This window comes from Maribacter sp. (assembly GCF_016744255.1).
In the GTDB taxonomy this organism is placed as follows: domain Bacteria; phylum Bacteroidota; class Bacteroidia; order Flavobacteriales; family Flavobacteriaceae; genus Maribacter_B.
Genome location: NZ_JADGES010000091.1, coordinates 1 through 13782, shown reverse-complemented (window position 1 = coordinate 13782; position 13782 = coordinate 1). Strand labels below are relative to the sequence as shown.

The 13782-nt window shown below is 33.4% G+C and carries 7 protein-coding genes; all 7 read right to left on the bottom strand.

Translation table 11 applies throughout. The features are described from left to right. The coding region (locus QZZ51_RS13375; RefSeq protein ID WP_291870493.1) for a M1 family aminopeptidase at positions 1 to 2552 on the bottom strand (2552 nt) is incomplete at its 3' end. A gap of 391 nt (positions 2553 to 2943) precedes the next feature. Then, the gene (locus QZZ51_RS13370; RefSeq protein ID WP_291870491.1) at positions 2944 to 3903 is read right to left on the bottom strand and encodes an NAD(P)-dependent alcohol dehydrogenase; all 960 of its coding nucleotides are present in this window, start codon (positions 3901 to 3903) and stop codon (positions 2944 to 2946) included. Between the two features lie 166 nt (positions 3904 to 4069). Beyond that, positions 4070 to 4882: an alpha/beta hydrolase-fold protein gene (locus QZZ51_RS13365; RefSeq protein ID WP_291870489.1), complete on the bottom strand. Its 813-nt coding sequence runs from the start codon at positions 4880 to 4882 to the stop codon at positions 4070 to 4072. A 180-nt stretch (positions 4883 to 5062) separates the two neighbouring features. Then, the gene (locus QZZ51_RS13360) at positions 5063 to 6613 is read right to left on the bottom strand and encodes an amidase family protein (protein ID WP_291870487.1); all 1551 of its coding nucleotides are present in this window, start codon (positions 6611 to 6613) and stop codon (positions 5063 to 5065) included. Positions 6614 to 6987: 374 nt separating this feature from the next. Continuing rightward, complete coding sequence (locus QZZ51_RS13355) at positions 6988 to 8151, bottom strand: ATP-grasp domain-containing protein (protein WP_291870485.1); 1164 nt, start codon at positions 8149 to 8151, stop codon at positions 6988 to 6990. 27 nt (positions 8152 to 8178) lie between these two features. Beyond that, positions 8179 to 11415 carry a glycosyl hydrolase gene (locus tag QZZ51_RS13350; protein ID WP_291870483.1) on the bottom strand — a complete coding sequence of 1079 codons (3237 nt, stop codon included), beginning with the start codon at positions 11413 to 11415 and terminating at the stop codon, positions 8179 to 8181. A 776-nt stretch (positions 11416 to 12191) separates the two neighbouring features. Then, entirely contained in the window at positions 12192 to 13187 is a 996-nt protein-coding gene (locus QZZ51_RS13345) for an aldo/keto reductase (protein WP_291870481.1), read from the bottom strand. Between the last annotated feature and the right edge of the window lie 595 nt (positions 13188 to 13782).

The window sequence follows — 13782 nt, the reverse complement described above, 5'->3', positions numbered from 1 at the left end:
CCCTGTTTTCTGTATAGATTATCTGTAGCTTGCAATAGCTTTTTCTTTAGGCTTTCATCCAGTGTTGGGTGCGAATTGGTATAATCTTCGACCATAAGATACGCCTCTTTTGAAGTATACCTGCCTATTGTACTATTTAACCATCCTAGGGGAAAAAAAATATCCCCTGTTTCCTGGATTTCTTCAAGAAGTTCTAGACTCATTCCTACACTTTTTATTCCTTCGTTTTGTTGTAACGGATGATGAATATATGAGCAAGCTATTTGTACCCAATTTTCTTTTTCTCTGTTCTTAGGATTTTTAAATGATTTAAAATAAGCGGTTCTTATTGCTGGATCAGAATCTAATGCAGGTTCTAAAAAATCAAAACGTTTTATTTTATCAGGATTGGTAAGCTCTGATTTGGATTTTGCTAATATCTCTTTCGCTTTAGGATGGCCGAATAATGCTAATTGCTGCGCCAAATTGGTGTAATTATCTTTGTTTAAAATAAGATTGTCTATTGTTTCTTCTTTATTCCAAATCTTATATAATCTCCCGATTCCAGACTTAGAATGTGCAACAGATTTATAAGTTGCAAAGAGCGATTTTTTAATGTCTTTTGACTCGGATTTTTGCAGTCTTTTATAGATTATTTTTTCTAATTCGAGTTGGTGTGTAAAGCGTTGTTCCTGTGTAAATGAATTCCAATAAAGATTCGTTAATTGTCTAGAGATCATTTTTAATATTAGTTCATTAGGCTCTGTCTCTAATCCTATTTTAAGATTCTCAAAGGCGATAGTATTATTAAGTGTTCCGTTAAGCGTGTTTTCATAGATGTTTAGATAGGAATGAGCTCTCGATATTTCTTCTTTTATGGAAGAGGTTTGTGTTATAGCTGCCTTACTAACAGGAAATACACCATATCCATACCCATTGCTATTATATAGTATGTATAGAGGCTTAGATGCTCCAATGGCCTGAGTTATTTCGATGCTTTTTGCATTACTTAGCACTGGAATTGTGACGATTTTATCTAGGTATACGAGACTAATCTCAAAAGATTGAGGCCAAAACTTTGATGAACCATCTTCTGCTTTTTGAGTAAGCGTAAAATGTTTAATTTTATTAGCATCATCTAATTGAATATCTTCAGAAAATACAGGTCTTCCTTTAGAGTTAACCCATACATCACTCCAATTTTTTAAATCAAGATTTGATTTTTTATCAAGAATAGTTATTAGTGCATTCCAGTCTGCATTACTATTTGCATAGGTGGTAATATATTCTCTAATACCTTCTTTAAAGCTCGTTTTTCCTAATGCTAACTCTAGTTGGCGCATCATAATAGGGGCTTTATTATAGATAATACTTCCGTAAAGTGATCCTGCATTATTAAGATTGTCTAATTCTTGGCGAATTGCATTTGTACCTAGTGTACGGTCTACACCATAGGCTCTTGGGTAATGTGAGGTTAAAAACTGTAGGTCATGATTTATGTCTGTAAAAACAGGGTTTACAATTTTATCTGCCATAAAATTAGCAAATACTTCTTTCATCCATACATCATTAAACCATTGCATAGTCACTAGATTTCCAAACCACATATGTGCCGTTTCATGAGCAATAAGTTTTGCTCTAGATAATTCTTGTGAGCGAGTAGCACTTTTATCTAAAAATAAACTAGATTCTCTATATTGTATAGCACCTGTATGTTCCATTCCTCCATATTGAAAACCTGGGATTGTTGCAAAATCAAACTTTTGAAATGGAAAATTATATTGGGTGTAGCTTTCTAAAAAGTCTAAAGAAGACTGGTGTAATTTAAAAATAGTAGCTGTACTGGTAGTAATCTTTTCTTCATTGGTCTCCCTGTAGAGCATATTCATGGAACGATTTGTTTCTTTAGATGTAACTGTTGTAAACTCGCCAGCAACAAACGAGAATAAGTATGTGCTCATTTTATCAGATTTTCCAAAGTGATAGGTTGTTGTTACATCATGCGTTTCTTTTGTTTCAATAGGGGCTCCGCATAGTACCTCCCAATTTTTTGGAGCCGTAATACTAAGTTTATAATTTGCTTTAATATTTGGTTGATCAAAACAAGGGAATAATGTTCTAGCACGATCAGGCACTAATAATGTATAGAGATAATTAGTATTTCTGTTTAAAGATAATTCACCAGCAGTAAACTCAATTTCTATAGTATTTAATCCCAATTGTAATGATTCTTTAGGAATTATAATATGCTCTTTATTATGAGTAATAGCAATTGTTTTTTTATTGACGATTAAGCTTTGTAAAGCGGGTGACTGTTCTTTAAAATCTAAATAAAGTGGTTGGGATAAGTCCTTTATAGTTGTTTCCAAAACAAGGTTGGCAGCTATAGGAAGCTCTTTTTCTTTTGGAATGTTAAACGATAAATGGTACACAACATCTTGTACTTGTGTACTTCGATAATCTGCCATATCTAAAGGAACTCCAATATTGTTAAGAGAAGAAGATTCTTTAGTATTTATAGAACAAGATATACAACAAAGAAAAGTAAGTAAGTATAATAATTTTTTTGTCATAATTATTTTTATATGAGTAAGATGCTGTATTCAAAGTTCTAACGCAACAAGCGTTGTTATTTTTTAGTTAGCCTAAGCTACAAATTTTAGTTTAAAATCCATTACTTCTTTTAGGAGCTCCTCTTTGGTATTCCAAATAGCCAAATCAGCACTGTATTTATCCGTTTTATTTTGGAGCCATTTATTAACTTCTCTAGAGATTGTAGCGTTTTACTTATTTAGATTTTTAGCTATGTAAGTTTTGGTCTTTTTTATTTTAAAAGCATCTCAATATGTAATCCTTCTTTAGTACATATAAGTTTTTTATAATGCTGAACAACGATTTTGTGTGTAAAACGTAGCAGATAAAAAGACACTAACTATTTGGATATACACTTAGCTGAATTTGTATTCAAATATTGATTATAACGTTTCCTGTTTTCTCTCCCGTAATTACATATTCATAAGCTTTGGATATATCTTCCAATGAATATTCTCGGTCTATTACAGGTATAAACTTTCCTTTTTTCAAAAGATCCATAATATAAGGTATGGTTTTCTGCGTGCTATATGGTAAAGGAAAGATTACTTTTTTATTTTTTGAAATTGAAGTTGTGATTGCATAAAATAAATTTTGGGAGTAAGCACCTAACTCTGAGGATATATAAATGCCTTTTTCTTTTAATAATGGTTTGCATTTTCTAAATGTACTTTTGCCTACAGTATCAAATATAAAGTCATATTTGTCTTCATCGACTGTGAAATTTTCTTTGGTATAATCATAAATTTTATCAGCACCCAAAGATTTTATCAATTTTAAATTTTTTGTATTACAAGTAGCTGTTATTTTGACATTATACTGCTTAACAAATTGGAGGAGAGCAGAACCAATTCCTCCAGATGCTCCATTAATAAGAATTTTTTGTCCAGACTGGATGTTTACTTTATGGATGAAAGTATAAGCATAATGAGCTCCTTCCAAACTTGCAGCAGCTTGTTTATAATCAATGTTTTCTGGTATGCTAAACAAATGTTCTTTTGGTGTTAACGCTATATATTCCGCTTGCGATTCTAATCCTGTGTCAGCAAAGCCAAATACTTTATCGTTTGTAATAGAAGACTTGATGTTTTTCCCAACGGCCACAACTTTACCAGCAAAATCAGTTCCTAGTATTATTTTTTTAGGCTTAAAAAAACCTAATATAAAGCGCATTATAAATGGTTGAGCTGTGAGGATTGCACAATCTGTTCTATTAACTGTAGTAGCATAAACTTTAATTAGTACTTCATTGTCTTTCGGAATAGGTTTTTCAATATTCTCAATTGTTATTTTACTTGATGCACCATATTTTCTGCGTATTGAGGCTTTCATTTTTACATATTTTAGTTTTTATCTATTGGAACACAACGCCTAATTTATAAATAGTTGCGTGGGTTAACACTTAACTTAACAAGTATATACCAAACTGAAAATCCTTGAGAATTTTCAGAAGTAAGCAAGAACAAACAATTAATTATAGCCATTCTAAGTTTGTATACTATTTATTTAATGTCCAAATCAGTGCTTTTTCTTTTGTAGCTCTGAAAATTGTATTGTGTTTTTCGTTTGGCTCATCTGAATATTTCCAAGTAACCCTTTTAGGAGGATTATTTTGAAAAGTTTTCTCGACACTTCTTGTAACTTGGGAAATATCTTCTGCACTTGAACCAGTAAACCAAAGTTTTATTTCTTTTTCTGGAAATTTGGCTAATAATGAATCTGCGTTTTTTGCCAAATATTGATTATTCCACCAAAGAGAAGGATCCATTGCAATATAAAAATCGAATGTCTTAGGTTTTGTAAAGAACGTTTCCATAACGAAAAGCCCTCCGAGAGATTCTCCAATAATTCCCTTTTTATTTTGAGTTCTGTATTTTCTATTTATTTTAGGTATCAACTCTTCGGAAATAAAAGCTCTAAAGTTTTTAGCTCCATCGGTTACAGGACAAAACTGTTTGTCGTATTCTGCCTCCGAAAAGCCGGTTAAATCTCTACCTCTCTCTGTGTTTTCTATTCCAACCAAGATAAATGGTGGTATTTTTTTATCTTCTAACAATTTTGCTAATGTGTTTGCTATGTGTGGAAAGTCTTCTTTAATTCCTCCATCAGGCATATAAAGAACAGGGAAACTATCACTTACCTGTTTATAAGTTGGTGGTGTCCAAACATTAATTACTCGGTCTTCATCTACATATTTTGAAGAGATAGTTAAACTGTCGTATTCTGGGATTGGGTCATTATAGGCAATTGTCTTGTTTTTACAGCTAATTGTAAGAGTTGCGATGAATAGATAGAAGATTATTTTTTTCATTTATTTCTGTTTTTTAACGAGTACCAACGGCTGGGCTAAAGTTAGTGCGGAGAGTAAGTAAAGATTTTCGTTTTAAGCCGAATATTTTTGTTTTATTTTTTGTTCTTTAAAATGTCAAATCAAACAGACTTGACGACCTTATAAAATTACACATATTAGGATTTAACACCAAACTCCACATTAGTTATAGGCATTGTTAAGTTGTGGTGGATTCCTATGTTTTGTACCTTGTTCGTATGAATAAGTTAATTTTATTAATGTGGCTTCGTCGTACATTTTTCCGAGAAACTGAAGTCCTGCTGGCAGATTACCAGGACTAAAACCCATCGGAACTGTAAAAGCAGGTTGTCCGGTGTGTGGAGCAATGACTTGGCTATTATCTCCTCTATACTCTTCTTGAAAGTGGTCAAAATGGGCAGGTTTGTTATTCCAAGATGGATAGATAATGGCATGTAAGTTTAATGAATCCATAACAGTTTCTATGGCTTCTCGAAAAGAAATTCTGTTTGAGTCATGGTAGACGTCTAAACATTCAGCATCGGAATCTCCCCATCTTCCTATGGCTGTTGTACTCTCTAATAATTGTTCTTTCGAATATTCAGAAGTTGTGCCAATTCTAATAATATCTTCCAAAGTTTTAATTGTATCTCTTTTTACATAAGTAGCCAAGAAGGATTCCACATCGGTACGAAAGGTAGCACACCATTGGTTTTGTTTTAGCGTATTAAAATCAGGAATTACAACGGGATCAATGATTACCGCACCTAATGAATCTAAATCTAAAATTGCTTTTTCAAATAAAACTTTTATATCGGAGTCTATTTCGTAATCACTTAATTCTCTTAGCACACCTATTCTAGCACCTTTTAAGCCATTCTTATCTAAAAATTGCCTATAATTTTTAGGTGTTTTATTTTTAGAATTTTTAGTAATAGGATCTTTTGAATCTACACCAACCATTATTTCCATAATTTTGGTAGCATCTTCGACTGTACGGCACATGGGGCCGACCACATCATTTCTTAAAAATAAAGGGACAATACCTTCTCTACTGATTAACCCAAGTGTAGTTCTAAACCCTACTAATGCATTATGAGATGAAGGTCCTCGAATAGAATTGCCAGTATCAGTACCCAAACCTCCAAGTGCAAAGTTAGAAGCAATAGATGCCGCCGTTCCACCGCTTGAACCAGCAGGAACGAAATCGAGATTATATGGATTTAATGTAGTACCATTTGTGGAGCTTTCTGTGTGCATTGCAGAAAAGGCCCATTCAGCCATATTGGATTTTGCTAGAATAATAGCCCCAGCTTCTACTAGTTTATTAATTACAAAAGCATCTTCTTCCGGAACAAAATCTTGAAGGGCAAAGGCTCCAGCAGTGGTTGGGAGTCCAGAAATGTTAATATTATCTTTTATGATAATTGGAATACCATGAAGTGAGCGCAATACTTTTGTCTTCTGGTATTCTTCATCAAGAGCTCGCGCAGTATTCTCTGCATTTGGATTGATCATTGTGATGGCATTAATCTTATCATTAGTAGTATTAATGGCAGATATATACGCCCTGACTAAATCTTGGCTGTTGTATTTACCTTCTTCATATGCTTTATGAATAGCAGTAATGGTAAGTTCTTCTATGTTTAGAGGTTCTTTTTTCTCAGTTACTTTGCATGAGCTTATACATAAAAAAAGTATAGCAAAAGTTGTAATAATCTTAAGTTTATTCATTGTCTATTGTCCTAAAATAGGTTGCTCTTTTTAGTGTTTATAAAGATTAATAATCCTATTTTCTTTTTTTATACAAGTTTGTGTGGAACATTTTAATTTAAGTGTACCTGCCCAGGGGTATTTAAATCTAAGCTCCAATGGGTTTGTAGGCATCCCTTTTTTAGGGCACCTTAAAGTTCGATAAATAATTATTATTTAACCCAGATTTAATGAAAAATTTAAATTCTTCAAATACAGCTCTCATTAATCTGTGTGCTGACTTATAAGTATACCCCAATCCTTCAATTGAGGTAAAAGACCAAACCCGATATCGATTCCATCTCTGTTATAAAGTCCGCAAGTGCCTATTTTTGAACCATCAGCCTTAGTAATTTCTATTTTCTAATATATTTACTTAAATCAGAATTTAGTATTGCTTTTAGTTCTTTTTCATTTCCTTCATTTGTTTCTGTAAATAAGATTCCAAATGTTGGGTATTTATTAAAATCTAATTTTCTGATAACTAAAATATTTTCTAAATCTTGTTGAAGCATATCAAAATCAAAATGAGAGATTTCTGATGGTTTAACACCTGAATTATTGTTTAATAAAATAATGCTATAAATTTCATCTTTCTTATTTTTAAAAATTTCATCCCAATTCGGTTTTTTATTTTGAATGAAATATTGGTATGAATTAAACTTAAATGCATACCAAGAAAGGTCTCCCGTCGTACACCACCCTCCAAATCGTTGTGGGTTTATTTCTATTGGTTTTATTATTCCTTTTTCATCAATTCTAACCTCTACATGTAAAGGAAAATTTTTCAAATCAGCTTTTTTTCCTATGGGTTTTAAAAATGCTTCAACGCTTTCTTTGTATTTTCGAATTATGCTTTGAGAAGTAGAGTAAACCCTATCACTTACATCAGTACTTGAAGAAAACATATGATGTAGAATATTTAGAATAACTACTTCTCCATTATTATTAAAATAGGCATCTATAGCAAATTCTTCTCCTTCTATGTATTCTTCTATAATAAAAGTAGAAGCATCCATGACCTCTTTGGGGTAAATGCTTTTTAGATTGTCATAGTTTAATTCTTTTTGAGCTGTATACCACTCAGACTTGTTACGAACAATATGTACTCCAATACTAAAAAAACCTAATGAAGGCTTAATAACAAATGGCAGTTTTAATTCATCAATATCTAAAGTTTGGATGTCATCTATTTTAATTTCTCTAAACAGAAAATTAGGAAACATATCTTTAGTTAGTTCTCTAAATTTAAGTTTGTCCTTAAATAATCTTATTTGGTCAGGTAGGTTAGTTTCTTTTAGATTATTGAAAATCCACGTTAATGAGTTCTCAGAATTTGTGTAAATAAGAGGGTTTGGACTGTTTAGAATTTTATTCTTCGCATCATTTTCAGAAATCCAATTCATAGAATCATCATTAATCAATGACCTCGCTTCTTTAGTAGAAATAATTTCAAAATTATTTTCTTTAATAGTTTTAACTAGAAAATCTGAAATATATGGGTTGTCTATAAGTATCATTTTTTATGTTTCGTCCTGAAATATGGTTTAATTTTTAATTAATCCTTGTCCTTCTATCCAAGGTGCTCCAGTTTTCTTCAAGTCACTTTTAAGTTCTGGAAGTGTTGAATTGATAATAGGTAGCAATTTAGCTTTTACCTTCTTGAGTTGATTTTGAACACGATTTAAGAAACCTTTATGTTCATCTGTGGGTCCGTATGTATTTCCTAAAGTTCTCCAGCTTATTGAATTTCCATCACTTGCAGTAGGGTTTGAACGCTCACCAATTTCCCCTTTAATTTTATCTCCAAGAAACTCTTTTTCAATATTTAATAATGTGTTTTTAGCATTATTTAATCGTTTATACAAATCATCAGAAGGCGACGTTGCTTTATTTAAAGCTCTTAACATTGCGTCTACAGTTTGTAGACTTGTTGATAATGCAATATTAGTAGCCGTTAAGTCTTGTTGGAATACAAAGGTAGCATCTCTAAACGCATCCATTTCTTTAAATGATTTTCTAGGTAAAGCCCCATCAAACAATGGTTCTACTTTGAAGGACTCTGGACCTTGTAAAACAGTATTTGCGCCATCAACGCGTTTAACTAAAGTCACTGTGTAATTTCCAGGAGTAACCATTACGCCGCCTATATTAAAATCACGTCGACTTTTTGGAACTTGTAATCGTTCTCCACTTTTACTCGGATAACTTAAATTCCAACTCACACGGTTAAAGCCTTTTTTGTTTGTGCCCTTCACGGTATTAACTACATTCTCATTTGCATCTTTAATAACTAAAACTATTGATGGTTCATCTTGTCTACTTTCTTCTTCAAGAGCATCCCAGCCAGGGAATTTAGCAGTTCCTTTTTTCTCCTTTTCTTTTCTGATGTCTTTTTTAGATTTGATTTTATCTGCCATAAAATAGGTGAAATTAGCACCGAAAGGTGGATTTTTTGCAATCCACTCAGCATCCCCCTGACTGCCAACTCTACTAGATTCTTGATACCACTGAACTGGTTTGACAGGAAATAGCTTTGCTTCAGTGGAATTCATACTTGCATTATAATCACGTAATGGTGAGATATCGTCTAAAATGAATATGCCTCTACCGAATGATCCCGCAACCAAATCGTTTTCACGTCTTTGTATTGTAATATCTCGAATTGGAATTGTTGGCATCCCACCTTCTAATTCTACCCAATTTTTACCTCCATTAGTAGTCACGTATACGCCAAATTCCGTAGCGGCAAACATTAAACTTTTCTTTATGTGATCTTGTACCAATCGCCATATCAGTAACTTATTTGGCAGGTCGCCATTAATTAAAGACCAAGTTTTTCCTTTATCATTACTTTTAATAATGTAGGGTTTATAGTCACCGTATTTGTGATTATCCAAAGCTGCATACACAACACTCGCATCAAAAAGATCTGCACGAACATCATTTACAAAAGGTGTAGCAGGCACTCCTTTTATAGCATTCAAAGTGAATTTTCTCCAATTAGCGCCTCCGTCTTCTGTTACTTGAATGAGACCATCATCGGTACCGGCGTAAATTAAACCTTCTTGCTTGGGGGATTCTGATAATGAGGTAATTGTATTGTAATTTGACATTGCGCCTACATCCCAAGCATTATCCCAACTTTGCGATTTACCGTAATAGGGGAAAGTCATTCTTTCTTGATTCAAGGTTAGGTCTCCTGAAATTGGTTCCCAACCATCTCCTCTGTTTTCTGATTTCCAAACACGTTGCGAAGCAAAATACAATCTTTTCGGATTATGTGAGCTTACTACAATTGGAGCATCCCAATTAAATCTTTCATAAGGATCCCCCGCTCTTGCTTGTGGTTGAATAAATACACTTTCTCTTGTTTTGCTGTCTATTCTCCATAAAGCGCCTTCTTGAAACTCACCATAAGTAATGTCTGGATTTCCTGGCTCAGTAGCGGTCTGAGCACCATCTGCCCCAAGCGTTTTCCACCAATCTGCACTTGCAATACCATCAGAACTAATAGTTCTTGACGGACCGCCATGTGATCCATTATCTTGCGTACCACCATAAATATTGTAAAAAGGTTCAGCATCATCTACTGCAATTTTAAAATATTGGGTAATGGGCAAGTTTCTTACATATTTCCAACTTTTTGTACCATCAAAACTTTCATATAAACCACCATCTGTACCAATTAATAAGTAATTAGGGTCAGACTTCTTAAAAACCAATGCATGGCTGTCACTATGTTGATTTGACCGACTCATATTAGTGAAGGTTTTTCCGTGATCTTTTGAAATCAAGGCGCTATTATTCATAAAATAAAGTGTTCCTTCGTGATGTGGTGAAGCTATCAATTCTTGGTAATAGTGAGGTCCAGTGCCACCTGCAACAGCATCTGATTGTTTTGTCCAAGATTCTCCGCCATTTGTTGTCATATACACACCGCCTTTTGTTCTATCTAACTCAAGAGCTGCATAGATAACATCAGAATTGAAGGGAGACATTGCTAATCCGGTTTTACCAAGATTTGATTTCGGAATACCATTTTTAAGGGATCTCCATGTTTCTCCACCATCAGTACTTTTATGAAGACCAGATCCTGGCCCACCACCTAAATAACCCGCTACTGTTCTGTGTCTTTGCCATGTAGCGGCATATAATACATTTGGATTATTCGGGTCGATAAGCATATCAGTTGCACCAACCCATGCCGCATCTCCTAATGTACGTTTCCAAGTTTTTCCACCATCTATAGTTTTATAAACGCCACGCTCTCCTCCTTTATTCCAAAGTGGTCCTTGAGAAGCTACCCAGACTATATCTGGATTGGTTGGGTGCACAATAATTTTTGATAAGTGTTCAGAATTTTTCAATCCCATATTCTTCCAAGTCTTGCCATCGTCATGACTTACATATATACCATCACCAAAGCCAGCATGTCGTCCTCCAACATTTTCGCCAGTTCCTACCCATACGGTATGAGTATTATTAGGGTCAATGGTCACACAACCAATAGAATATACTTTTTGTTTGTCGAATAGAGCTTTCCAAGTAGTTCCAGAATTAGTAGTTTTCCAGACACCACCAGAACCAACGGCCACATACCAAATGTTTTCATTTTTAGGATGAATGGCGATATCGGCTATTCTACCTGAGGTCATTGCTGGGCCAATATTTCTAAATTCTAATCCGTTTAACGGATTTTTGGATTCTTCTTGTGCACTTAAATTAAAAGGTATGCAGAATATTAATAAACAAAGCAAAGCAAACTTGATAACAGTTTTCATTTTGAGGTTGGTTTTAGGCGATTAATCGGTCGAGTTCTATCAAATGAACATTTGATTTAAATCTACAAAAAATAAAACTAAATGTTATACTCTTTGTAATGTGGAGTTTGATATTAACATTTTAAATTCAATTAATTATAGTCGGTGTTATGTGTTTTTATTTACAAATTCAACTAATTAAGTGATTTCTCTAAATAATTTTATTGTTCTCAGAAGTAGTTAAAAATATGCACTTTATTGCATTTCGCTTTAGTTTCTAAAAAAAATCACCTTTAATTTATGCTAGAACGAAGGATAAATGGTCATATAGTTTCAAGGATAATAGTGTATATCGAGTATCGTCCATCTTAAGATATTAGTAATATTGTTAAAAAATTAAAAGGTCATAGTTCACGAAAACTACAGCAATAGTTTTGCTTTCCCAATAGAAATTATCTCTACCTAATAAATTTCGTGCGGTAAACCATTCGTCTCTTCTATTCTTAGACTAATAATAAATTGTACTTTGTAAAAAATCTAAAATTTTTTGTCGTTGCACATCAGTTATTCCGTGATACCCTGATTTCTGATTATTTTACTAGCTTCTTACACTTGTCTTTCTATGTTCCTAATTAGGTGTCATTTAAAAACATCTTAATTCGCTGAAAATCAATAGGAAAAATGTAAAATTGTCGATAAGTACATAGAACTAAATTCCACTGTATTATTAGGGTGTGGTTCAACACCGACTCATCGTTGGGTCTTTCAGAGTAGTGTTTTATTAGCGGTTCGTTGTTTTATCGTCCAGTCATTTTCAAAATATTTTCCGGATAACGTTGACCTACCACTTTAATTTGTGTTGAAGAAACTTCAATCTCTTGTAATTCATTTTCGGTAAGTATAATTGATATCGCTCCGTTGTTTTCGGTCAAGCGATTTATCTTAGTAGTACCTGGAATAGGAACAATCCACGGTTTTTTAGCTAAAAGCCATGCTAGCGCAATTTGTGCAGGCGTTGCATTTTTTCTTTTTGCTATTCTAGTGAGTAAATCAACCAAAGATTGATTGGCTTTCAAAGCTTCTTGCGTAAAACGCGGTAGTGCGCTACGGAAATCGGTGCTTTCAAACTTTGTGTTTTCATTTATTTTCCCAGTCAAGAACCCTCTTCCTAAAGGACTAAAAGGAACAAACCCAATTCCAAGTTCTTCAAGAATTGGAAAAATTTCCTTTTCTGGATTTCGTGTCCAAAGAGAATATTCACTTTGAAGAGCTGTTATGGGTTGAATGGTATGTGCCTTGCGAATTGTATTTACCCCCGCCTCACATAATCCAAAGTGTTTCACCTTGCCTTCTTTAATTAAGTCTTTCACTGTGCCTGCAACATCTTCAATTGGAACTTTCAAATCAACACGGTGCTGATAGAATATGTCAATTGCATCAACCTTAAGTCTTTTTAAAGAGGCTTCAGCAACTTCTCTGATATGTTCAGGACGGCTATCCAATTCACTCCATTTTGAGGCATTATTTTTAGATGGAGCAAAACCAAATTTTGTTGCAATCACAACTTTTCCTTTGAAAGGGACTAAGGCTTCTCCAAGAAGTTGTTCGTTGATAAATGGTCCATACTCTTCAGCGGTATCGAAAAATGTGATACCCATTTCGACAGCTTTACGAATAAGAGTTATCATTTCTTTTTTGTCTTTTGGTTTTCCGTAGCCAGAACTCATTCCCCAACAGCCAAGCCCAAGGGCAGAAACCTCCAACCCGCTAGATCCTAATTTTCGTTTTTCCATTATGTTTTAAATTATTTAATTTTCTTTTGTCTTGTCCTGAAATAGGTTGCCCTTTTTAAGGGTTAAAAGATTAATAATCCTATTTTGTTTTTTATATAAGTTTGTATGGAACATTTTAATTTAAGTGTACCTGTCCAAGGATGTTTAAATCTAGGCTCCAACGGGTTCTTCTATTGCTGTAAATGAAAGATAGCTTTTTTAGTTATTTTTTGAGCTAATTTGGTGTTTTTAATTGGTTTCTTTTAAAGCATGTTCATGTTTTAAAGTTCTATTGATTCTTTCTGCAACTGTAATTTTATAAGGGAGTATTGTTCTGTTATCTTTAAAATTTAATTCATTTTATTCTGTAAATAGGGCATAGGTAGGGTAGCAATATAGTAAGCCTCTATCGAGATGATGTATGAGCTTTTGGCAGGGACATTTTCTTTAAATAATTTTTTATCGAAGCTAGATAATTATGCCCGCTATCTGTTTTAATATAAGTTATGTTCGATACTAATCCTGTCCTAAATAAATTCAGGGCACATAAAATCTAGCCATTTTACAGGTTTTACGGCCTAAATATATTGATTTTCAAAAAAGAACCCCTTGTACA